This is a genomic window from Kitasatospora sp. NBC_01287 (genome assembly GCF_026340565.1).
Lineage (GTDB): Bacteria > Actinomycetota > Actinomycetes > Streptomycetales > Streptomycetaceae > Kitasatospora.
The window spans coordinates 1695398-1717857 of record NZ_JAPEPB010000001.1; the positions used below are offsets into that span (position 1 = coordinate 1695398).

A 22460-nucleotide genomic window follows, 5' to 3' on the forward strand; every position below is an offset into this window, starting at 1 on the left:
CCAGCGGTACGGGAGCGGATGCCGGGCCCTGGCACCCGCCCCGAACATACCGCCCGGCACCGACACCGACGGCGACCACGCGACGGCGGCCGTGCGCGCGACCGCGACCGTGCGACCGCGACCACCGCGGCGCCTTCAGCGCTCGACGCGGCTGCGCTTGACGGTGCGGAACCGGCGGGCCAGCGCGCGCGCCAGATCGGCGGCGCCGATCAGGCCGGCCTCGTTGCCCAGTGCCGCGGGCACGATCTGCGCCTCCGGGCGGAAGCCGCGGCCGGTCAGGGTGCGGCGGAAGGCGTCCTGGGCGGGCCCGAGCAGCAGCTCGCCGGCGGCCGAGACGCCGCCGCCGACCACGAACCGCCCGGGGTCGAGCGCGGCGGCCAGGTTGGCCAGGCCCACGCCGAGCCAGGTGCCGATGTCGTGCAGCAGTTCGATCGCCATCGGGTCGCCGGCCCGGGCCGCCTCGGTGACCAGCGGTCCGGTGATCGCCCCGACCTCGCCGCCGACCATGGCCAGCAGCGGCTGCGCCACCGGCGACTCGGCGGCGGCCAGCTCGCGCGCCTCGCGGACCAGCGCGTTGCCGGAGGAGTACTGCTCCCAGCAGCCCCGGTTGCCGCACGGGCAGCGGTGGCCTGCCGGCACCACCTGCATGTGGCCGAACTCACCGGCCAGCCCGTAGCGGCCCCGGTCGACGTACCCCTGGCGCACCACCGCGCCGCCGATCCCGGTGCCCAGGGTGATCATCACCAGCAGGTCCTCACCCCGCCCCGCCCCGAACCGCCACTCGGCCCAGGCCGCGGCGTTGGCGTCGTTCTCCACCACCACCGGGAACTTCAGCCGGTCGCTGAGCGCCTCGCGCAGCGGCTCGTCGCGCCAGTTCAGGTGGGGGGCGAAGAGCACCCGGGAGCGGTCGGCGTCCACCCAGCCGGCCGCGCCGATGCCCACGGCGTGCACGTCGTGCCGGTCGGCCAGTTCGAGCACCAGCTCGACGATGACGTCCTCGACCACCTTGGGGCTCTTGCTCTTGTGCGGGGTCTCGGTGCGCAGCTGCTCGACGATCCGGCCGTCGCCGTTCACCACCCCGGCGACCACTTTGGTGCCGCCGATGTCGATCCCGATCGTGGGCAGTCGCAGCACGCCGGCGGGGAGGGTGCGCCGGCGCCGGTCCGCGCCGTACCGCTCGCCCCCGCGCGGGGCGAGGGCCCGCTGGCCCAGGCCGCGCTGGCCGAGGCCCAGGAGCGCGGGGAGGACGGGTTGGCCGGTCCGGCCGCTGGGGTGGGTCACGACCGGAACGATACGCCGCACTGATCGTTCCGGCAGGCGGGCCGGACCGTCCCGGCACGCGGACCGGACCGTCCCGGCGGGCGGACCAGGTCGTTCCGGCAGGCGAGCCGGACCGTCCCGGCGGGCGGGCCGGCTCCCCTCGGTGCTCGGGGCACACCCGGTCAGATGACAGACTGGGAGCGGTCACTCAGCAGGCTCCCAGCTGCACGTGATCTTCCTCTCAGGTTTCCTTCATGATCGTCGGAAACCGGGCGTTCGTTCACGCCGTCGTTCTTCATTGTCGTCAGCACCGGGCAAGCGGGGTCCGGGCAGCAAGCAACCCGGATACGAGATACCTATGCAACTGACAGGTCAGCCCTTCCTGATCCTCACGATCATCCTGGTGCCGCTCTCCATCGCGGTGGCCCTGCTGCTCTGGGGCCGGGTGCGCGGACCTAAGCCGCTGCAGGCGCTGGTCCGCCTGGTGATGCTGCTGTTCTGCCAGGCGACGGCGGTGACCATGGTGTTCGTCATGGTCAACAACGCCAACCTGATCTACGGGAGTTGGGGCGACCTGCTGGGTGACGACAGTCACGTGCAGTCGGTGCCGAACGTGCCGGCCGCGGACGCGGCGGGCCAGCCGGGCCCGGGGACGGCGAGCCCCCGGCCCGGCAACGACGGCAAGCCGGCCGCCGCGAAGGCGCTCCAGCAGTTCAAGGGCGTGGACGACCCGGCGGTGCCCGGCGACGTGCAGACCACCGACCTCAAGGGCCAGGTCTCCGGGGTCGACGGCGAGGTCAACGTCTGGCTGCCGCCGCAGTACAACGACCCGGCGTACAAGGACGTGAAGTTCCCGGTGGTCGAGCTGTTCCCGGGCTTCCCCGGCTCCTCGAAGACCTGGTTCGGCTCGCTGAAGATCTCCGAGCAGCTCAAGCCGCTGATGCAGTCGGGCCAGGTCACCCCGTTCATCCTGGTCTCCCCGCGCACCCAGCTGATCAGCACCACGGTCGACACCGGCTGCGCCAACGTGCCGGGCAAGGTCAACGCGGACACCTGGCTCTCCACCGACGTGCCGCAGATGGTCCTGGACAACTTCCGGGCCGACCCCTCGGTGAACAGCTGGGCAGTGGCCGGCTACTCGGCCGGCGCGCACTGCGCGGACCGGATGGCCCTGCTGCACCCCGACCGCTACCGCGCCGCGATCAGCCTCTCGGGCTACAGCGCGCCGGACGCCGAGTCGCTCTCGCTCACCGCGAAGGACCCCAAGCTGCGCGAGACCTCCAACCCGCTCTACATCCTGCAGCACGCCCAGACCCCGCCGAAGCTCGCGCTCTACCAGACCGGTGACAAGGGCGACGGCTACGAGGACGGCCAGGCGCTGGCCGCGGCCGCCAAGGCGCCGACCACGGTGCAGGTGGTGCTGACCACCGGGCCGCACACGCCCTCGCTCTGGCGGCCGATGATCCCCGGCGTCTTCAAGTGGCTGAGCACCATCATCCCGGCGCCCAAGCCCTGACCCGCGGAGCCCCCTGAGCGGAGACCGGACCCTGGGCGGTTCCGGGCGCTGAGCGGAAAACAGGCCCTGGGCCGAACCGGGCGGCCGGGGTCCGGGGTCCGGGCCCCGGGCGGCCGGGGTCCGGGCCGCGGTGCGTCAGGCCAGCTCCAGGGCCAGGTAGAAGTCCACCCGGTCCTCCAGCCGGGACAGGTCGCGGCCGGTCAGCTCCTCGATCCGGCCGATCCGGTAGCGCAGCGTGTTGACGTGCACGTGCAACTGGGCGGCGCACCTGGTCCAGGAGCCGTCCGAGCGCAGGAAGGCCTCCAGGGTGCGGACCAGGTCGGCCTGGTGCTCGATGTCGTAGCCGATCACCTTGTCGAGCAGCCGGCTGCGGAAGGCCCGGCGCACCTCGTCGGGCACCGCGGCGAGCAGCAGCACGTGCGAGGCGAGCTCCTCGGGGCCGGCCACGCAGACCCGGCCGACCCGGGCGGCGGCGATCCGCCGGGCGTGCCTGGCCTCCTCCAGCGCGCCGCGCAGCCCACCGGCCTCCAGCGCGGGGGCGGAGACGCCCAGGGTGATCCGCCCTTCCGAGCCGAGCCCGGCCTCCAGCGGGGCGAGCAGCTCGCGCAGCGCGTCGGCGGGCACGGTGGCGCCCGGCGCGGGCAGCACGACCACCGCCCCGGCGCCGGTGCCGGCCACCAGCGCGCGGTCGGAGGTGTCGGTGAGGGCCTCCTCCAGGATCGAGCGCACCGCGCCGTCCGGCAGCCCCGTGCCCTCGGCGCTGAGCACCAGCCAGGAAGCCTCCGGTGCCTGCGACTCGGGTGCCGTGGCCTCGTACTTGGCGGCCATCGCCGAGGAGGCGTAGAGGGTGCGGCTGATTTCGGCCGGATCGGCGTCGCGCTGCAGCAGGGTGAGCACCTCGTCGGCCAGTCGGCGGCGCAGGCGGCGGCCCTCGTCGCGCCGGTTGCGCTCGGCGGCGACCAACCGGGCCAGGTTATCGGCCAGTTGCTGGCGCTTGGTGGTCCACTCGGTGACGTCGCCGGCCACCGCCAGCACCCAGTCGGACAGCGGCGCCTCCTCCTCGGGGCGCGCGGGTGCGGGCAGCAGCGAGTAGGAGCCGGAGACCAGGCGGGCCCGGTGCGGGGGGCGGCGGCGCTGGCGCTGGGCGGCCAGGTGGGCGCGGACCAACTGGTCGCGGTCCTCGGCGGAGAGGTGGTCGACCGGGCCCGCGACCACCCGGCCGGTGGGCGTGAGCACCCAGCAGTCCAGGTCGAGGTCGCCGCCGAGCAGGTCGAGCACGGCGTCCAGGCCGCCGCCGCCGGCCGCCGAGACCAGCATCCGGTGCCGGTCGACCAGCGCGGCCAGGTCGGCGGCCCGGTCGGCGGAGACCTGGCGGCCGATGAACTCGGTCAGGGTCGAGAAGGCGATGTCGTCGGGCACCGCGAGCAGCGGCATCCGGTGCCGGCGGCAGGCGTCGATCAGGTCCTCGGGGATCGGCCCGACCTCGGCCTCGCCGGCCGCCAGCGCCACCGCCCCGCCGGCCGCCAGGGTGCGCACGAAGCGCTCGGAGTCCTCCGGCCCGGTGCGCCAGAGCATGCCGGTGAGCACGAGCTCGCCACCGTGCAGGTAGCGGCCCGGGTCGTGCAGGTCCGTGGTCATGACACCGCTGACCTGTCGATCGAGCTCGTCCTCGGCCGCGAGCAGGCGCAGTCTCGGGGCGCCGGGGGCGAGCAGGTCACGGACGCGCATCCGCAGACTCCTTCGTCTGGACCAAGTGTGAGGGATACCGCTACCTGGGGCAGATCCGCGCAGGTCGGGGGAACAGTGTGCCCGAGTGTGCCCGAGTTCCAGGCCTTCGGTGTTACGTATCAGCGCTCCGCCGGGTCACGGGGCCGTCGCTTCGTCGTCACGGCCGGATTACGGTCGTAAGCGGCGGTTGGCAGACCGCTCAGCAGGGGATTCATCGGCCTTAGAGGAACGTACAGGATGCCGGGCGGCACCGAAGCACGGGCTTCATGCCATCGGTGACTGCCAGTGGGCCCCGTCACAGCGGTTCACTGGCTGACACGCCGCCGGACACACCCCGGTGACCAGGACTCAACGCCCCGGCAACGCTCCGGTGGCCGGTCCGAGCACCGGAGGTTTGGGAATCCCGCGCCGACGCCCCCAACCGGGCGAATTCCCGCGGGTTTCCGGGCGCTGTGCCCACTGGTTCGATTGGCGACGACTTGAGGAGACACCCGCATGGAGTTCCTGCGGCCCGCTACCTGGGACGAGGCTCTCGCGGTTAAGGCTGAGCACCCGACCGCGCTGCCGATCTCGGGCGGCACCGACGTGATGGTCGAGATGAACTTCGATGTTCACCGGCCGGCTGCACTGCTCGACCTGAACCGCATCACCGAGCTGACCGAGTGGTCGATCACCGACGGCGTGGTCAGACTCGGGGCCGCGGTCCCGTATTCCCGGATCATCGACGAGCTGTCCGAGCCCCTGCCGGGGCTGGCGCGTGCGGCGCACACGGTCGGCTCACCCCAGATCCGCAACCGGGGCGGGGTCGGCGGGAACCTGGGCGGCGCCTCCCCGGCGGGTGACGCCCACCCGGCGCTGCTGGCCGCCGGACGCGATGTCTTCGTCGAGGCCTGCTCGGTGCGCGGCACCCGACTGATCCCGATCGACGAGTTCTACGTCGGGGTCAAGCGCAACAGCCTGGAGAAGGACGAGCTGATCCGCGCCGTCCTCATCCCGGTGGCGGACGGCCCGCAGCAGTTCTCGAAGATCGGCACCCGCAACGCGATGGTCATCGCGGTCTGCGCGTTCGGCTTCGCGCTGCACCCCAAGAACCACACCGTCGGAACCGGTATCGGCTCGGCTGCCCCCACGCCGCGTCGCGCCGTCGAGGCGGAGGAGTACCTGCAGGGCGTGCTCGAGGAGCGCGGGCTGTGGGAGTCGGGCGCTCTGCTGGGCACCGAGGTGACCCAGCGGTTCGGCGAGCTGGTGAAGGCCGCCGCCTCGCCGATCGACGATGTGCGCGGCACCGCCGACTACCGGCGGCACTCGCTGGCCGTGATGGCCCGCCGCACCCTCACCTGGACCTGGACCGACTACAGCAAGCAGATCAGGAGCGCGGCATGAGGGTCACATTCACCGCCAACGGGAAGCCGGTCGAGGCGGACGACGTGTGGGAGGGCGAGAGCCTGCTCTACGTGCTGCGCGAGCGGGTCGGCCTGCCGGGTTCGAAGAACGCGTGCGAGCAGGGCGAGTGCGGCTCCTGCACGGTCTACCTGGACGGCACCCCGGTCTGCTCCTGCCTGGTGGCGGCCGGCCAGGTGCAGGACCGCGAGGTCCGCACCGTCGAGGGCCTGACCGAGGAGAGCGGCGAGCTGGGCCTGGTCCAGCAGTCGTTCATCGACGCCGGCGCCGTGCAGTGCGGCTTCTGCACCCCGGGCCTGCTGGTGCAGACCGACGCGCTGCTGGAGCGCAGCCCGCAGCCCAGCGACACGGACATCCGCGAGGCGCTGAGCGGCAACCTCTGCCGCTGCACCGGTTACGAGAAGATCATGGACGCGGTGCGGCTGGCGTCCGCCCGCAAGTGCCAGAAGGCGGGGGCGGCGGAATGAGCACGCGGACCATCCAGGGCCAGAAGAACCTGCAGGACATCACCACCGGCAGCAAGGACGGCATCGGCGGCTCGCCGCTGCGCCCGGACGGCACGCTGAAGGTCAAGGGCGAGTTCGCCTACTCCTCGGACATGTGGCACGAGGACATGCTCTGGGGCATGGCGCTGCGCTCGCCGCACCCGCGCGCCAACATCCTCTCGGTGGACATCTCCGAGGCGCTCAGGACCCCGGGCGTCTACGCGGTGCTGACCCACGAGGACATCCCGGGCACGAAGTTCTACGGCCTGGAGATCCAGGACCAGCCGGCCCTGGCCATCGACAAGGTCCGCTACCACGGTGAGGCGATCGCGCTGGTGGCGGCCGACCACCCGGAGACGGCCCGCCGCGCGGTGAAGAAGATCAAGGTCGAGTACGAGGTGCTCACCCCGATCACCACCGAGGAGCAGGCGCTCAACCCCGAGGTGCACGGCTACGTGCACGAGCCGCACGAGTACAAGTCGCACGGCTCCGGCAACATCTGCCACTCGCAGCGGTTGGTCTTCGGCCAGGGCGTGACCGACGAGGTCAAGGCGCTGGCGGACGTGGTCGTCAAGGGCGAGTACGAGGTCGGCATGCAGGACCAGGCCTTCCTGGGCCCGGAGTCCGGCCTCGCGGTGCCCGCCGAGGACGGTGGCATCGACCTCTACGTGGCCACCCAGTGGCTGCACGTGGACCGCCAGCAGATGGCCCCGGTGCTCGGTCTGCCCGAGGAGAAGGTGCGCCTGACCCTGGCCGGCGTCGGCGGCGCCTTCGGCGGCCGCGAGGACCTGTCGATGCAGATCCACGCCTCGCTGCTGGCCCAGCGCACCGGCAAGCCGGTCAAGATCGTCTACGCCCGCGACGAGTCCTTCTTCGGCCACGTGCACCGCCACCCGGCGAAGATGAGCTACGAGCACGGCGCCACCCGCGACGGCAAGCTGGTCTACTCCGACGTGCGCCTGGTGCTGGACGGCGGCGCCTACGCCTCCGCCTCCCCCGCCGTGGTCGGCAACGCGGCCTCGCTGGGCAACGGCCCGTACAACATCCCGAACGTGCGGATGGAGGCCATCGCGCTCTACACCAACAACCCCAGCTGCGGCGCGATGCGCGGCTTCGGCGCGGTGCAGGCGTGCTTCGGCTACGAGACCCAGATGGACCGGCTCGCCGCCGAACTGGGCATGGACCCGGTCGAGTTGCGCCAGCTGAACGCGATGTCGGAGGGCGACCGCCTGCCCACGGGCCAGCAGATCGACTCGCCCGCCCCGGTGGCCGAACTGCTGCGGCGGGTCAAGGACATGCCGCTGCCGCCGCCGCTGGACCTGGCCAACCTCGACATCCGCGAGCTGCCCGGCGCGCTGTCGAACACCTCGCACGGCGAGGGCATCGTGCGCGGTATCGGCTACTCGGTCGGCATCAAGAACGTCGGCTTCTCCGAGGGCTTCGACGACTACTCCACCGCCCGGGTGCGCCTGGAGGTCATCGGCGGCGAGCCGGTCGCCATGGTGCACACCGCGATGGCCGAGGTCGGCCAGGGCGGCATCACCGTGCACGCCCAGATCGCCCGCACCGAGCTCGGGGTCGAGCAGGTCACCATCCACCCGGCCAACACCGAGGTCGGCTCGGCCGGCTCCACCTCCGCCTCGCGGCAGACCTACATGACCGGCGGCGCGGTGAAGCTCGCGGCCGAGGCCGTGAAGCAGGCGCTGATCGAGAAGGGCCGCAAGCGCTACGGCTGGACCCAGACCGACCTCGACCTGGTCGGCGGCAAGGTGGTCTCGGCGGCGCAGGGTTCGCTGGTCTCGATGGTGGACCTGCTCGGCGACGAGGCGATCGACCTGACCCGCGAGCACCACCACCGCCCCACCGAAGCCTTCGACAAGGTGACCGGGCAGGGCTTCGGCCACGTCCAGTACACCTTCTGCGCCAACCGCGCGGTGGTCGACGTGGACGTCGAGCTGGGCCTGGTCAAGGTGGTCGAGCTGACCGCCGCCCAGGACGTCGGCAAGGCGCTCAACCCGCTCTCGGTGGTCGGCCAGATCCAGGGCGGCTGCACGCAGGCGCTGGGCCTGGCGGTGATGGAGGAGATCATCGTCAAGGACGGCAAGGTGCGCAACGCCTCCTTCACCGACTACCTGATCCCGACCATCCTGGACGTCCCGCCGATCCCGGTGGACGTGCTGGAGCTGCCCGACCCGAACGCCCCGTACGGGCTGCGCGGGGTCGGCGAGGCGCCCACGGTCTCGGCCACCCCCTCGATCGTCGCCGCGATCAGGCAGGCCACGGGCATCGCGCTCAACCGGATCCCGGTCCGGCCCGAGCACATCACCGGGACGCTCTGACCGCAGAGCGGTTCCCGCTCCCTACCTCCCGGGGCGGCGGCCAACGTCTTCCCCCGCCGCCCCGGGGCGCACCACCAGCAGTGCCCAGCGCCACTCAGCAGTACCCAGCAGTACCCAGCAGTACCCAGCAAGTGCACGATCCCGCTGCCTCTCCCACGCCGGGGCTCTGCAGCGGTGCGCACCACCCCACGCACCGCACGCACACCGAGTGCACCTCGTGAGTCGAACAAGTCCCCCTGTGCCGTCTCCCCCTTGACGTTCAGGTCGGCTCGCCCACCCCAATCCCCTTTGAACCTTGGGAGTGGACATGACCCGGATCCCCACGGAGCCTGGCACCACTGAAGAGATCCCCCACCAGGCCGACACCCCCACGTCGGCCTCGGCACCAGCTTCGAAGAATGCCCTGGACGCGTATTTCAAGATCTCGGCAAGAGGCTCGACCTTCGGCAACGAGATCCGCGGTGGCCTGACCACCTTCATGGCGATGGCCTACATCGTCCTGCTCAACCCGCTCATCCTGAGCGGCGCCGACGTCACCGGCGTCAAACTGGACCACGCGCAGCTCACCACGGCAACGGCGCTCGCCGCCGCCGTCACCACCATCCTGATGGGTGTGGTGGGCAACGTGCCGCTGGCGGTCGCCGCCGGCCTGTCGGTGTCCGGAGCGGTCTCCGCCCTGGTCGTCCCCCACACCACCTGGGCCCAGGCCTTCGGCCTCTGCGTGATCTACGGTCTGCTGATCGTGCTGCTGGTCGTCTCCGGCCTGCGCGAGAAGATCATGAACGGCATACCGCTGGCGCTCAAGCACGCGATCACCATCGGCATCGGCCTCTTCGTCTCGCTGATCGGCCTGCACAAGGCCGGTTTCGTGCAGAGCGGCGGGCCCACCCTGGTCTCGCTCGGCCCCGAGGGTGAACTCACCGGGTGGCCGGTGGTCTGCTTCGCCGTCACGCTGCTGATCATCTTCGTGCTGCTGGCGCGCAACGTCCGCGGCGCCATCCTGATCGGCATCACGGCCGGCACGGTCTTCGCCTTCATCGTCAACGCGATCGGCCACATCCCCACCAAGGCCTGGGGCAGCGCGCCGCCGGTCTGGCCGGGCAGCCCGGTCGCCGCGCCGAACTTCGGCCTGGTCGGCCATGTCGACCTGTTCGGTGCCTTCGGTTCCAAGGGCATGGGCGCGATCAGCGCCTCGGTCGCGGTCTTCACCCTGGTGCTGGCCGGCTTCTTCGACGCGATGGCCACCATCATCGGCGTCGGCACCGAGGCCGGTCTGGCCGACAAGCAGGGCCGGATGCCGGGCCTCTCCAAGGCGCTCTTCATCGACGGTTCCGGCGGCGCGATCGGCGGCCTGGTCGGCGCCTCGGGCCAGACGGTCTTCGTCGAGTCCGCCACCGGCGTCGGCGAGGGTGCCAGGACGGGTCTCGCCTCGTTGGTCACCGGCGGTGTCTTCACCCTGATGCTCTTCTTCTCCCCACTGGCCGGCATCGTGCCGGTCGAGGTCGCCTCGGCCGCGCTGGTGGTGATCGGCTCGATGATGATGAGCCAGGCACGGCACATCGACTGGGCCGACCGCGACGTGGCGATCCCGGCCTTCCTCACCTGCACGCTGATGCCGTTCACCTACAGCATCACGGCCGGTGTCGCGGCCGGCGTGGTCTCCTACACGGTGATCAAGGCCGGCAAGGGCAGGTGGCGCGAGCCGGGTCCGCTGATGTGGATCCTGACCGCCGTCTTCCTGATCTACTTCGCGCTCACTCCGATCAAGGAGTGGCTGGGAGTCCACTAGCGGTACCGGTGCCGCACGGGGGGCCTCCGTCCCCGCGCGGCACCGGTCATCTATGACACCAACTATTGATGTCATAGATCATCGACCGTCAGACCCTTGAGATCAGTGACCATAGATCTGCCGATCATCGACAGCGCAGACCGTCGACAGAACCGACCATCGACAGCACCGACCCTCGACGAGACTGACCCTCGACACCCTTCACCGTCGACGACACCGACCCTCGACACCGCCGATAGGAGCCACGGACATGCAGGACATCGCCGAGCAGTTGCAGGCCTGGCACGCCGCCGGGCGGTCCTTCGCCGTGGCCACGGTGGTCGGCGTCTCGGGCAGCGCCCCGCGCGACCCCGGCGCGGCGCTGGCCGTGGACGCGGACGGCGAGGCCGTCGGCAGCGTCTCGGGCGGCTGCGTCGAGGGCGCGGTCTACGAGCTGTGCCGGGAGGCGATCGAGTCCGGGCAGCCGGTGCTGGAGCGCTTCGGCTACAGCGACGAGGACGCCTTCGCGGTCGGCCTGACCTGTGGCGGCATCCTGGACGTCTTCGTCCAGCCGATCGTCCCCGGCGCGGACGCCGGACTGGACGCGGGCATCACCTACATCGCCTCCGGCACCCCGGTCGCGCTGGTCCGGGTGATCGAGGGCCCGACCGCGCTGCTCGGCGCCACCGTCGCGGTGACCGCCGACACCCACCACGGCGCCCTCTCCCCCGCCGGCCCCTCGACCACCGGCGCGCTGGAGCGCTCGGCCGTCGCCGAGGCGCGCGCGCTGCTGGACGCGGGGAAGACCGCCAAGGTCACCCTGGCGCTGGACGGCCGCCCCTGCACTCCGATGGTCTCGGCGGGCATGCCCGCGGGGACGGCCGCGAGCACCGTCACCTTCTTCGTCGAGTCCTACGTCCCCAAGCCGCGGATGCTGGTCTTCGGCGCGATCGACTTCGCCGCCGCCGTGGTGCGGATCGGCAAGTTCCTCGGCTACCGGGTGACCGTCTGCGACGCCCGGCCGGTCTTCGCCACAAGGCGCCGCTTCCCGGAGGCAGACGAGGTGGTGGTCGACTGGCCGCACCGCTACCTGGACGCCCAACTGGCCGCGCCCGAGCGGAACGCGGGCATCGACGGCCGCACCGTGCTCTGCGTGCTGACCCACGACGCCAAGTTCGACATCCCGCTGCTGGAACGGGCGTTGCGGCTGCCGGTCGGCTTCGTCGGCGCGATGGGCTCGCGCAAGACCCACCTGGACCGCAACGCCAAGCTGCGCGAGGTCGGCCTGACCGAGGCGGAGATCGCCCGGCTGCGCTCGCCGATCGGCCTGGACCTGGGGGCCCGCACCCCCGAGGAGACCGCCGTCGCGGTCGCCGCCGAGATCGTCGCCAGCCGCCGCGGCGGCGGCTGCCTGCCGCTGTCGGCGGGCGCGGGCCCGATCCACCACGACCTGGAGCGGGCCGGCGGCAAGCCCGCCAAGGGCCGCCGGGTCGCCTGACACGTCCCGTCCGGCCCCCGCTGCGGCCCCGGTTCCGCCCGCCGGTTCCGCCACCTCCGCTGCCTGACGCACCGTCAGTACTCAGCAAGCTCACAGGAAAAGCCGTTCGCCGCGGCACACCTGACGAAGATCCCGTCCGGAGCAGCGCACCGGGCGGGATCTTGCATGTCCAGGTCCGAACAGAGGGGATGATGGCTCGGTGCAAAACGCAGATCAGTTCGGGTACGCCGCCGCCGACGGCTCGCCACCGACCCCACCGCCGTCCACCGACCCCGGCGCCACGACCGGCGACACGGCGGGCGACACGGAGAGACTCGGGCACGCGGTGCGAGCCGCGCAGAACGGCGACGAAGAGGCGTTCCGGCTGGTCTTCCGCATCGTGCAGCCGATGCTGCTGCGCTACCTGCGGGTCATGGTGGGCGGCGACGGCAGCGGCGCCGGGGACGCCGAGGACATCGCCTCGGAGGCCTGGCTGCAGATCGCCCGGGACCTGCACACCTTCCACGGCGACGGCGACGGCTTCCGGGGCTGGGCCGCCACCATCGCCCGGCACCGCGCGCTGGACCACCTGCGGGCCCGGCGGCGGCGGCCCACCGCCGACCTGCCGGTCGAGGAACTGCTCGACCTGCCCGCCCCGGAGGACACCGAGGGCAGCGTGCTGACCGCCCTCGGGACCCGGGAGGCGCTGGACCTGATCGCCGGGCTGCCCCGGGACCAGGCCGAGGCGGTGCTGCTGCGCGTGGTGCTGCAACTGGACGCGGAGAGCGCGGCCCAGGTGCTCGGCAAGCGGGCCGGCAGCGTCCGGATGGCCGCCCACCGGGGCCTGCGCCGGCTGGCCAAACTGCTCGACTCGCCCGGCGCCGTCCCCACTCAGCGCGGCCCGTCGAAACGGCTCAAGAAAAATCTCGCCGAAGGTGTGACACAACCCGGAGCCTCGACGCTGAAGGACATGAGATGAGCACCAACCGACCCCGTCGGATCGACCGCGACGCCGCCGAGCACCTGCTGGCCGGCGGCGCGGACGGTACGCCGGGCGGTCTGGACGCCCTCTCCGGACTGCTCGCCGCCGCTGCCGCCCCCGCGACCGCGGCCGAACTGACCGGCGAGGAGGCGGCCGTGACCGCGTTCCGGGAGGCCGCCCGCCTCGCTCCGACCCGTGCCACCGCGCCACTCGTCCCGTCCACCCCGCCCGCCCCGTCCAAGCCCCGGAGTCGCCCGATGGCCAGCTGCGCACCGCAGAGGTTCCGCGTACCCACGCGGTTCCTCAGTGCGAAGGCCGCCGTGGCAGCGCTGGCGGTGACGGCGATCGGCGGGGTAGCGGTGGCGGCCGGGACGGGGCACCTGCCGGTCGTGCTCGGCGGCCAGGGACACTCCGTGCCCGCCGACAACACGGCCACCAGCGCTTCGGCCTCCGCCGCCCCGGTCGCGAGCTGGACCGGCGCGCCCGGCACCGCGCGGCCGAGCACGGCGCGGGCCGACGGACCGGCGAGCGGACCCGCCGCTGCCCGGCCGCTGCCCGGCGGCTCGGGATCAGCCGGTGCTTCGCTCGGCGACCCGGCCGGCTCGGGTAGCTCGGGCGGCTCCGGCGGGGGTGGCGGCGGCACTGCCGCGACCTCGCCGGGGCCCTCGGCCGCGAGTCCGTCGGGCAGGACCGCGGTGCCCGGGCAGGCGCTGCCCAGCGGGTCGGGTCTCGCCGCCGTGCTGCTGCCGCTCTGCCGCGTCTGGCCGAGCGACGGCCAGTCCGGCTCCGCCGACTCCCGGTTCGAGCCGCTGACGCGCGCGGCGGGCGGCTCGGACCGGGTCCGCACCTTCTGCGCCGCCCTGCTGAAGCAGGGCGACCAGGACGGCAAGAGCTCGCCGGCCGCCTCCCAAGTGCCCTCGCCCAGGGCCGGCGACCCCACCCCGGGCCGCCTGCCCACACCGGTCCCGAGCGCGACCCGCACCGCGGTCGCACCGAGCCCGACCGGCGGACAGGACCGCGGCCGAGCCCCGCAGGGGCCGGACGGCGGCATCCTCGGCGGCGTCAGCGGCGGCCTCGACCACGGGAGGCTGTGAGCCGGCGCGAAGAGCTCCGCGACACGCGGTCCAGGCAGTACACGCAGTACACGCAGTACAACGCGATACCCCCTCAGACTCCGGGACGGGTGGTGGCTTCCCCGGGCACACCACCCTCCCGGAACTCCGGCGGCCCTGACTGTGCATGAGTTCGGCCGCCGGCCCCGACGGGGTGACGGACTCCCCCGGGTCCGTCACCCCGCGGTACGAGTCTGGGTCCGGCCCGGCTGGGGTCGGCCGGGCCTGGCCCAGGCTCCCCACGCTCCGGCGCGCCGCCGCCCCGGAGCCGTCCCAGCACGCCCTCGCACAGCACCCTCCCAGAGCGCTGTCGTGCCCGCACGACCTCGGCAAACTGCCGGGTGACCGCTCGTCGCGCTACGTGTAGGGTTCCGATGGATGGTCGAACGCCGGTGCGTTCACCCACAGTTGTGTACGTCCAGGGGAGATCTTGTCATGCCCTTGACATATCGGTGGATTCACGGCAGTGGATTCACCGTCACCCACCTCCCCTCACGACCCCCTCAGGATGCGGAGGCCCGATGGGCAAGCACCTGCTCCACCGCCCCGGTTCAGCCGGCGAGCACCAGTTGCAGCAGGCGCACGGCACCGCCGAGCGGGCCGAGCGGTTCTACCGCGAGCAGGTGCTGGACCATCTGAACCCGGCCATGCGGGAGTTCGTCGCCCGCCAGGAGATGGCCTTCGTCGCCACCTCGGACGCGAACGGCGAGTGCGACGCCACCTTCCGGGCCGGCCCGCCCGGCTTCCTGCACGTGTTGGACGAGCGGACCCTCGCCTACCCCGAGTACCGGGGCAACGGCGTGATGGCGAGCCTGGGCAACATCAGCGAGAACGGCCATGTCGGCCTGCTGCTGGTCGATTTCGTCCGCGACGTGATCGGTCTGCACATCAACGGCCGGGCCCGGGTGGTCGAGGACGTCGACCTGCGCCCGAGCGCACCCGGCCTGCCACTGGAGACCGCGCCGGGCCGGCGGGCCGAGCACTGGGTGCTGATCGACATCGAGGAGGCCTATCTGCACTGCGCCAAGCACATCCCCAGGTTCGTCCCGGTGGCGCGCACCCGCGCCTGGGGCACCGACGACGCACGACGTAAGGGCGGCGACTTCTTCGGCGCCAAGGAAACCAGCGGACAAGGAATCTGACGCAGCGTCATCCACCGCCATGACTGATGAGACCGACAAGACCGAGAACCTGACCCTGATCCGCGAGAGCTTCGCCCTGGTCGACCAGCACGCGGACAAGCTCACCGGCCACTTCTACGCGACGCTCTTCCTGCACGATCCCGAGGTCCGCGAGCTCTTCCCGCCCGCCATGGACCTGCAGCGCGACCGGCTCTTCCGGGCGCTGGCCGGCGCCGTGCGGATGCTCGACCGGCCCGCCGAACTGACCACCTTCCTGCAGCAGTTGGGGCGTGACCACCGCAAGTACGGGGTGCGCACCGCACACTACGACGCCGTGGGATCGGCGCTGCTGGCCACCCTGCGCCGGTTCGCCGGCGAGGCCTGGACCCCCGCCCACGAGCGGGCCTGGACCGCGGCCTACGGTCAGATCGCGGCCGCGATGAGCGGAGCCGCCGAGGCCGAGGCCGGGCAGACCCCGGCGAGTTGGCTGGCCGAGGTGGTGGCGCACGAGCGGCGCTCCGACGACCTGGCGGTACTGACCCTGCGCCCGGACGCCCCGTTCCCCTACCGGGCCGGCCAGTACACCACCGTGGAGACCGCCCGCTGGCCCCGGGTCTGGCGCCCGTACTCGATCGCCAACGCGCCGCGCCGCGACGGCCTGGTGAGCCTGCACGTGCGGGCCGTGCCGGCCGGCTGGGTGAGCAACACGCTGGTCCAGCACACCCGGGTCGGCGACGTCGTCCGCCTGGGTCCGGGGCGCGGCACCATGACGCTGCCCGAGCGGCCGGCCCGCCGGGTGGTCTGCGTGGCCGGCGGCACCGGCCTGGCCCCGGTGAAGGCGCTGGTCGAGGAGATGATCGCGCGCAACCGCCCGCTCACCCTGCACCTGTTCGTCGGCGCGCGCCACGAGCGCGACCTCTACGACCTGCGGAGCCTGCGGCAGTTGGCCAGCGTCTTCCCCCGGCTGCTGCTGGTGCCGGTGGTCTCCGAGGAGATCGGCTACCAGGGCGTGGTGGGCCGGCTGCCCGAGGTGGTCCCGGCCCAGGGCCACTGGGTGGAGCACGAGGTCTTCGTCAGCGGGCCGGACGACATGGTGGTCAGCATGGTCGAGCGGTTCCAGCGCGACGGCGTGCCCGCCGAGCGGCTGCACTACGAGCTGAACACCACGCCGGCGGAACTGGACATCACCTCGGGGCTGCTGGACGCGGAGTTCCGAGCGTCCGAGCAGCCGCGCACTGGCGCTGACGGGACCTCACGCTAGCCGGACGCGAGCGGGGCCGGGCGGTGGTGGGCGGGCGAATCGGCCCGCCCACCACCGCCCACCCGCCCATCACCGCCCCGCCCACCACCGCCCACCCGGGCCGCGCCCACGTCGTACCCAGGCCGTGCCCGGGTCGGTCAGCCCGCGTTGATCCGCGCGGCCCGGCGCAGCAGCCCGGGTGAGATCCGCCCGACCCAGCGCGCGACCTTCGCCTCCACCGTGACCGGGACCACCGGCTTGCCGGTGCGCACCGCCTTGACGATCTCGGCGGCCACCTTCTCCGGCGGGAAGCCCCGGCGGGCGTAGAGCTTGGCCACCCGGGCCTGCTTGGCGGCCTGCTCGCTCGCCGAGACCCCGGAGAAGGTCGAGGTCCTGGTGATGTTGGTGTTGACGATGCCGGGGCAGATCGCGCTCACCCCGATCCCGCTGTCGGCGAGTTCGGCCCGCAGGCAGTCGGAGAGCATCAGCACCGCGGCCTTGCTGGTGGCGTAGGCGGCGAGCACCTTGGAGGGCAGATAGGCCGCCGCGGAGGCCAGGTTGACGATGTGGCCGCCCCGGCCGCGCTCGACCATCAGCGCGCCGAAGGCCCGGCAGCCGTGGATCACGCCCCACAGGTTGACGTCCAGGACCCGCTGCCACTCCTTCTCGGTGGTCTGCAGGAAGGTGCCCGAGTGCCCGATACCGGCGTTGTTCACCAGCACGTCCGGCACCCCGTGGGCGGCCGCCACCTGCTGCGCGAAGGCGTCCACGGCCGCGCCGTCGCTGACGTCCACCCGGTAGGCGTGGCCCGCGCCGCCGACCAGCGTGACCAGTTCGGCGGTCCGCTCTGCGGCCGCGAGGTCGAGGTCGCAAACCACCACGGTGGCGCCCTCCTCACCGAAGGCCAACGCGGTGGCGCGCCCGATCCCGCTGCCGGCGCCGGTGACGACCACCACCCGCTCACCCGGGCCCGGCGGACGCCCGGTCGCCTCGATCCGCCCGGCGAACTCGCGCACCAGACCCGCCACCACCGGCCCCTGTTCGAGCAGCGCGGACCAGTGGGTCGCGTTCAGCTCGCGCCGGGTCAGCTGCGGCACCCAGCGTTCCAGGCCCTCGGACAGGAACGGGCTGACGTAGTGGTCGCGGCGCAGCGTGACCAGCTGCACCGGGACCTCGGTGGGCCGCTCGCGCGGGTGGCGCAGCGTGGGACGCATGTTCGCCCGGTACAACTCGATTCCGCGAACGGCGTCCTGACGGATCGTCGGCTGCGGGTGGCCGGTGCGCGGCCGCACCCCCTCCAGGTCGCGCAGCACCCTGGGCCAGGCCCGGGCCAGGCCCAGGCGCCAGGTGGCGGGGGCCAGGAAGGGCAGGTGGAAGGCGGTGATGTACCAGGAGTGCGCTCCCTGCACCAGGAGTTGGCGCAGGTGGCGGGGGGTGGGGCGGCGCAGCCGGTGCCGGATCCAGTGGCCCATATGGTCCAGGCAGGGGCCGGACATCGTGGTGTAGGAGGCGAGTCGGCGCTCGGCGCCGGGTTCGGTGACGGCCTCCCAGGACTGCAGCGAGCCCCAGTCGTGCGCGACCACGTGCACCGGGCGGTCGGGGCGCACCGCGTCGGCCACCGCGAAGAGGTCGGCGGCCAGCAGCTCCAGGCGGTACCCGGAGCGGTCGGCCGGCGCCGAGGACTCGCCCGCGCCGCGCACGTCGTAGCGGACCACGTGGTGGTCGGCGGCCAGGTCGGCGGCCACGTCGTCCCAGACCCGGTGGGTGTCCGGATAGCCGTGCACCAGCAGCACGGTGGGTGCGGTGGGGTCGCCCTGCTCGAAGACGGCCAGGTCGACGCCCGCGCTGCGCACGGTCCGTCGGCGGACCGGGCTCGGCTGACCGGTGCTCATGCGGCCGGTGCTCATGCGGCGGCCTCCTCAAGGCTCGTCCAGCGCCGCACGTGCGGCAGGTCGTCGTCCAGCCAGTAGGCGTCGTCGTCGGTGACCACCAGCAGCTCCTCGAACTTGATCCCCACCGAACGGAAGCCGATGTGCGGCTCCACCGCCCACAGGCCGGGGGTGGGCGCGTGCCGGGAGGCGCGGCCGTCGGCCCAGAGTGGCGAACGGCCGTGCAGGCGCTCGCTGATCAGCTCCCGGCCCAGGGTCTGCAGGGTGCGCAGGCCGAAGCCGAAGAGGTTGACGCCCTTGGGCGCGCGGCTGGTGTTGCGGGTCACCTGGTGGCCGATCACCCGCCCAGGGTAGACCTGGTGGCGGTTGTCGTACCCGTGCGCGGCGATCTGGGCGTCCACCGCCGCGTAGACCTCGTCGAGCGGCTTGCGGGCCCGCACCTCGCGCAGGATCAACTCGCGGTAGACCTTGAGGTCCTGGGCGAGCCGGTCCCAGACGGGGTTGTCGCCGACCTTGCCGCCGTAACCGATGTCGGCGGTGTAGCCGTCCACCACCGGGGCGCAGTCCAGCACGTAGGGCATGCCCTCCTGCAGCACCCGGGAGCCCGCGAAGAACTGCAGCGGGGTGTGGAAGTGGCGGAACGCGGTGCGGTCGCCGAACCAGGCGAACGGGACGTGGAAGAAGTCGTCCACACCCGCGGCCACCAGGCGGCGGCGCAGCTCGGCGGTGGCCTGGCGCTCGGTCACCCCTGGCTCGATCCAGGCGGCGACCTGCTCGGCGCAGTGGTAGGCGAGCTGCTGGACCTCGCGGAAGCGGTCCAGGTCCCGGTCGGAGTAGGCGAAAGGCATCGGTCAGACCTCCAGGACCAGGGTGGTGCCCTCGGCCGCGCGGGAGACGCAGGGCAGCAGGGCGCCGCTCGCGCGCTCCTCGGCGGTGAGCCGGCGGTCGCGGTGCTCGGGGGTGCCGTCCAGCACCCGCACCCGGCAGGTGCCGCAGAACCCCTGGTGGCAGGAGTACGGCAGGTCGGGCCTGGCCTCGCGCAGCACGTCCAGCGCGGAGCGGTCGGCCGGGACGGACAGCGTCTCGCCGCCCGCGCCGAGGCGGAGGGCGAACGGGCGGCCGTCCAGGATCGGGGCGGCGCCGAAGCGCTCGTAGTGCAGGGCGGTGGCGGGCGAGGCGTCGAAGGCGTCCTGCACGGCGGCCAGCATGGGGGTCGGGCCGCAGCAGTAGACGGCGGTGCCGGGCCGGGCCCGGGCCAGCAGCTCGGCGCCGGTCGGCACGCCCGCCGTGCTGTCGGCGAGCAGGGTGACCCGGTCGGGGGCCAGCGCGAGCAGTTCCTCGGCGAAGGGCATCGAGGCGGCATCGCGCCCGGTGTGCACCAACTGCCAGTCCAGACCGCGGCGCTGGGCCTCGCGGGCCATCGGGAGCAGCGGGGTGATGCCGATCCCTCCGGCCAGCAGCAGCACCCGCGGCTCACCGCAGAAGGCGAAGCCGTTGCGCGGCCGGCGCACCGTCAGCCGGGCACCGAGGTGCAGCTCGTCGTGGATCTCGCGGGAGCCGCCGCCCCCGTCCGCGATCCGGCGCACCGCGATCCGGTAGACGGCGCGGTCGGCCGGGTCGCCGCAGAGCGAGTAGTGGCGCTCGCGGCCCGAGGGCAGGGTGAGCCGCAGGTGGGCGCCTGGCTGCCAGGCGGGCAGCGCGTCCCCGGCCGGGTCGGCCAGCCGCAGCTCGAGAACCTGCTCGGCGACCGCGCGGTGCCCGGTGACCACCAGCGAGAGCGGCGCGCGCGAACGGGGCGCGGGCAGCCGCGGGTTGCGCCGCAGCAGCCGCCGGCCCAGCGCCGGGGTGTAGACCTCGCCGAAGGTGGTGACCGCGTGCATGAAGCGGTCCCGGCGCGGGCGGCCGTAGAGGTCCGGTGGCGGGGTGTCCAGGTCGAGCTGGGCGGTGCGGCCGAAGACGGCCGTGGGCGCGGGCTCGGTCTCCCGCGACGTGGGGCTCTGTTTCTTCATCGGGCGCCTGTTCATCGGGGGCCGGTTCTTCTGGGGCCGGTTCTTCTGGGGCCGTACTTCGGGTACTGGTTCTTCGAGGCCGGTTCTTCGAGTGCCGGTTCTTCGAGGCCGGTTCTTCGAGTGCCGGTTCTTCGAGGCCGGTTCTTCGAGTGCCGGTTCTTCGAGTGCCGGTTCTTCGAGTGCCGGGCGGCGAGGTCAGCGGGCGGCTGCGGCCCGGGCGGCCGGCGAGGTGGCGAGGTAGCCGAGCGCCTGCGCGCTGGAGCCCTCCTGGGTCGGGTGGTAGCCCCGCTTGAGGTAGCGCAGGCCGGAGCGGAGCGACTGAACAGGGTCCGGCAGCAGCCCGCGCCGGGAGATGTCCAGGGCCTGCTTCCAGCTCGGCCGGATCCGCCCGTCGAGCGTCGGGTCGGCGGCCAGCAGGAACCGCACCCCGCGCACCCACAGGTGCACCAGCAGCGGCCCGGAGACGGTCATGCCGCGGACCCGGCGCAGGTAGCCGGGGTCCAGGTGGGTCATCAGGTCGAAGGCGACGCTGCGGTGCTCGACCTCCTCGGCGCCGTGCCAGCGCAGCAGGTCCAGCATGGTCGCGTCGGCCTTGGCCCGCTCCAGGCCGGGCGAGTTGAGCGCCCAGTTGCCGAGGAAGGCGGTGAAGTGCTCGATCGCGGCGACGAAGGCCACCCGCTCGATGATGTTCTCCCGGCGCTGCCGGGGACGCAGGTGCGGCTTCTCGCCCAGCACCCGCTGGAACAGCCAGGCGATCTGCCGCACATAGGGGCGCGGGTCCAGCCCCTGGGCCAGCAGGTGGTCCAGCACCTCCTGGTGCGCCTCGGCATGGATCGACTCCTGCCCGATGAACCCGAGCACCTCCTCACGCAGCTGCTCGTCGGTGATCAGCGGCAGCGCGTCCTTGAACACCTCGATGAACCACCGCTCGCCCTCGGGCAGCAGCAGGTGCAGCACATTGATGGCGTGGGTGGCGAACGGCTCGTCCGGGATCCAGTGCAGCGGCAACGCGCTCCAGTCGAACCTGACGTCGCGCGGCTCCAGCACGAGGTCGGCGTGCACCTCGGGGGCGGTTCTGGGCATGGGAGACCCTCCTGACCTGCGGGGGTGGCGTCAGCACTCAAACTACTGGCGGGTACGGCGGGCCACAAGGGTTTCGGCGGTTCTTATCGACATCGAGTCTAATAGTGGGATCAAGGAACCGGCCGGACTGATCAGGGCGCAGGCGGGCGGATCAGGGTCCCGGCGGGCGGCCGGGGTGGACGCCGGCCCTCGCCACCGTCCATCCCGGCCGTCCACCCCGCCCGTCCACCCCGCCCGTCCACCTCGGCGCGCGGTCAGCCGCTCGCGCCCACCTTGTGCTTGGCGCGCAGGCGCCACGGCATCCAGGCCGACTCCAGCTGCGCGCCGAGCGACATCTTGGAGGTGCCCGCGACCCGCTGCGCGAAGCGGATCGGCACCTCGGCGATCCGGACCCCGGCGCGGGAGGCGAGGTACTTCATCTCCACCTGGAACGAGTAGCCGTTGGACTCGATCCGCTCCAGGTCGACGGCCGCGAGCGCCTCCGTGGACCAGAGGTTGAAGCCCGCGGTGACGTCCGCCGCGGAGACGCCGAGGATCGTCTTGACGTAGAAGTTGGCCCACCGGGAGAGCAGCCTGCGGTGCAGCTCCCAGGCCTCGTCCAGCGAGCCGCCAGGGGTGTAGCGCGAGCCGATCACCAGCCCGGCGCCCCGCTGAGCGGCCTCGATCATGTGCGGCAGCGCCGTCGGCGGGTGGGAGAAGTCGGCGTCCATCTGCACGACCAGGTCGGCGCCGTCGGCGACCGCCTTGCGCATCCCGGCCCGGTACGCCCGGCCCAGCCCGTCCTTGGTGGTGCGGTGCAGCACGTCGATCACCCCCGGATGGGCCTCGGCGAGCTTGTCGGCGACCTCACCGGTGCCGTCCGGGCTCCCGTCGTCGACCACCAGGACGCCAAGGCCCGGTACCTCCAGGCCGAGTATTTCCTGGACGATGCGCGGGAGATTCTCGACCTCGTTGTAGGTCGGGATCACCACGACGGTCTTCAGGGTCAAGGGACGCTCCGTTCAACGGGAATGATGGTCTCGCGGTCGGCCCGGACGGGTACGCCGCGTC

17 protein-coding genes are annotated in these 22460 nt (G+C 72.8%); 10 read left to right on the top strand and 7 right to left on the bottom strand.

Going from position 1 to position 22460, the window contains the following annotated elements; genetic code table 11:
- Nucleotides 1-135 precede the first annotated feature (135 nt).
- Nucleotides 136-1281, bottom strand: coding sequence for an ROK family glucokinase (locus OG455_RS06940; RefSeq protein ID WP_266291308.1), 1146 nt, complete (start codon nt 1279-1281; stop codon nt 136-138).
- Between the two features lie 337 nt (nt 1282-1618).
- Here OG455_RS06940 and OG455_RS06945 point away from each other — a divergent pair, with 337 nt between their 5' ends.
- Entirely contained in the window at nt 1619-2776 is a 1158-nt protein-coding gene (locus OG455_RS06945; protein ID WP_266291310.1) for an esterase family protein, read from the top strand.
- A gap of 135 nt (nt 2777-2911) precedes the next feature.
- On the opposite strand, the gene OG455_RS06950 is transcribed toward OG455_RS06945, so the two are convergent.
- Nucleotides 2912-4504, bottom strand: coding sequence for a PucR family transcriptional regulator (locus OG455_RS06950; RefSeq protein WP_266291312.1), 1593 nt, complete (start codon nt 4502-4504; stop codon nt 2912-2914).
- 495 nt (nt 4505-4999) lie between these two features.
- Between OG455_RS06950 and OG455_RS06955 the strand changes: the two genes are divergently transcribed.
- From OG455_RS06955 to OG455_RS06995, 9 genes are all read left to right on the top strand, one after another.
- Nucleotides 5000-5887 (top strand): xanthine dehydrogenase family protein subunit M, encoded by an 888-nt coding sequence (locus tag OG455_RS06955; protein ID WP_266291314.1) that lies wholly within the window; start codon nt 5000-5002, stop codon nt 5885-5887.
- On the top strand, nt 5884-6372 hold the full coding sequence (locus OG455_RS06960; RefSeq protein ID WP_266291316.1) for a (2Fe-2S)-binding protein: 489 nt from the start codon (nt 5884-5886) through the stop codon (nt 6370-6372). The genes OG455_RS06955 and OG455_RS06960 overlap by 4 nt, the downstream gene beginning before the upstream one ends.
- The gene (gene pucD / locus OG455_RS06965) at nt 6369-8729 is read left to right on the top strand and encodes a xanthine dehydrogenase subunit D (RefSeq protein ID WP_266291318.1); all 2361 of its coding nucleotides are present in this window, start codon (nt 6369-6371) and stop codon (nt 8727-8729) included. Before OG455_RS06960 ends, pucD begins: the two co-directional genes overlap by 4 nt.
- Before the next feature lie 307 nt (nt 8730-9036).
- The gene (locus OG455_RS06970) at nt 9037-10518 is read left to right on the top strand and encodes an NCS2 family permease (RefSeq protein ID WP_266291320.1); all 1482 of its coding nucleotides are present in this window, start codon (nt 9037-9039) and stop codon (nt 10516-10518) included.
- Nucleotides 10519-10768: 250 nt separating this feature from the next.
- On the top strand, nt 10769-11995 hold the full coding sequence (locus OG455_RS06975) for an XdhC family protein (protein WP_266291322.1): 1227 nt from the start codon (nt 10769-10771) through the stop codon (nt 11993-11995).
- Between the two features lie 325 nt (nt 11996-12320).
- Nucleotides 12321-12953 (top strand): RNA polymerase sigma factor, encoded by a 633-nt coding sequence (locus OG455_RS06980; RefSeq protein ID WP_266300677.1) that lies wholly within the window; start codon nt 12321-12323, stop codon nt 12951-12953.
- On the top strand, nt 12950-14050 hold the full coding sequence (locus OG455_RS06985; RefSeq protein ID WP_266291324.1) for a hypothetical protein: 1101 nt from the start codon (nt 12950-12952) through the stop codon (nt 14048-14050). Before OG455_RS06980 ends, OG455_RS06985 begins: the two co-directional genes overlap by 4 nt.
- A gap of 539 nt (nt 14051-14589) precedes the next feature.
- Nucleotides 14590-15210, top strand: a complete 621-nt coding sequence (locus tag OG455_RS06990) for a pyridoxamine 5'-phosphate oxidase family protein (protein WP_266291326.1) — start codon at nt 14590-14592, stop codon at nt 15208-15210.
- A 19-nt stretch (nt 15211-15229) separates the two neighbouring features.
- A complete protein-coding gene (locus OG455_RS06995) occupies nt 15230-16450 on the top strand; it encodes a globin domain-containing protein (protein ID WP_266291328.1) in 1221 nt (406 codons plus the stop codon).
- 137 nt (nt 16451-16587) lie between these two features.
- On the opposite strand, the gene OG455_RS07000 is transcribed toward OG455_RS06995, so the two are convergent.
- The 5 genes from OG455_RS07000 to OG455_RS07020 all read right to left on the bottom strand — a co-directional run bounded on the left by OG455_RS07000 (nt 16588) and on the right by OG455_RS07020 (nt 22399).
- Nucleotides 16588-18336: an SDR family oxidoreductase gene (locus OG455_RS07000; protein ID WP_266291330.1), complete on the bottom strand. Its 1749-nt coding sequence runs from the start codon at nt 18334-18336 to the stop codon at nt 16588-16590.
- Nucleotides 18333-19166: a M24 family metallopeptidase gene (locus tag OG455_RS07005; RefSeq protein WP_266291332.1), complete on the bottom strand. Its 834-nt coding sequence runs from the start codon at nt 19164-19166 to the stop codon at nt 18333-18335. The genes OG455_RS07000 and OG455_RS07005 overlap by 4 nt, the downstream gene beginning before the upstream one ends.
- Before the next feature lie 3 nt (nt 19167-19169).
- Entirely contained in the window at nt 19170-20327 is a 1158-nt protein-coding gene (locus tag OG455_RS07010; RefSeq protein ID WP_266291334.1) for a PDR/VanB family oxidoreductase, read from the bottom strand.
- Between the two features lie 195 nt (nt 20328-20522).
- Nucleotides 20523-21410 (bottom strand): metal-dependent hydrolase, encoded by an 888-nt coding sequence (locus OG455_RS07015; RefSeq protein WP_266291336.1) that lies wholly within the window; start codon nt 21408-21410, stop codon nt 20523-20525.
- 254 nt (nt 21411-21664) lie between these two features.
- Nucleotides 21665-22399, bottom strand: coding sequence for a polyprenol monophosphomannose synthase (locus OG455_RS07020; protein WP_266291338.1), 735 nt, complete (start codon nt 22397-22399; stop codon nt 21665-21667).
- Nucleotides 22400-22460 lie beyond the last annotated feature (61 nt).

Coding starts and splice junctions, on each gene's coding strand:
- OG455_RS06945 (WP_266291310.1), top strand. CDS start 1,619: ATGCAACTGACAGGTCAGCCCTTCCTGATCCTCACGATCATCCTGGTG.
- OG455_RS06950 (WP_266291312.1), bottom strand. CDS start 4,504: ATGCGCGTCCGTGACCTGCTCGCCCCCGGCGCCCCGAGACTGCGCCTG.
- OG455_RS06955 (WP_266291314.1), top strand. CDS start 5,000: ATGGAGTTCCTGCGGCCCGCTACCTGGGACGAGGCTCTCGCGGTTAAG.
- OG455_RS06960 (WP_266291316.1), top strand. CDS start 5,884: ATGAGGGTCACATTCACCGCCAACGGGAAGCCGGTCGAGGCGGACGAC.
- pucD (WP_266291318.1), top strand. CDS start 6,369: ATGAGCACGCGGACCATCCAGGGCCAGAAGAACCTGCAGGACATCACC.
- OG455_RS06970 (WP_266291320.1), top strand. CDS start 9,037: ATGACCCGGATCCCCACGGAGCCTGGCACCACTGAAGAGATCCCCCAC.
- OG455_RS06975 (WP_266291322.1), top strand. CDS start 10,769: ATGCAGGACATCGCCGAGCAGTTGCAGGCCTGGCACGCCGCCGGGCGG.
- OG455_RS06985 (WP_266291324.1), top strand. CDS start 12,950: ATGAGCACCAACCGACCCCGTCGGATCGACCGCGACGCCGCCGAGCAC.
- OG455_RS06990 (WP_266291326.1), top strand. CDS start 14,590: ATGGGCAAGCACCTGCTCCACCGCCCCGGTTCAGCCGGCGAGCACCAG.
- OG455_RS06995 (WP_266291328.1), top strand. CDS start 15,230: ATGACTGATGAGACCGACAAGACCGAGAACCTGACCCTGATCCGCGAG.
- OG455_RS07000 (WP_266291330.1), bottom strand. CDS start 18,336: ATGAGCACCGGCCGCATGAGCACCGGTCAGCCGAGCCCGGTCCGCCGA.
- OG455_RS07005 (WP_266291332.1), bottom strand. CDS start 19,166: ATGCCTTTCGCCTACTCCGACCGGGACCTGGACCGCTTCCGCGAGGTC.
- OG455_RS07010 (WP_266291334.1), bottom strand. CDS start 20,327: ATGAAGAAACAGAGCCCCACGTCGCGGGAGACCGAGCCCGCGCCCACG.
- OG455_RS07015 (WP_266291336.1), bottom strand. CDS start 21,410: ATGCCCAGAACCGCCCCCGAGGTGCACGCCGACCTCGTGCTGGAGCCG.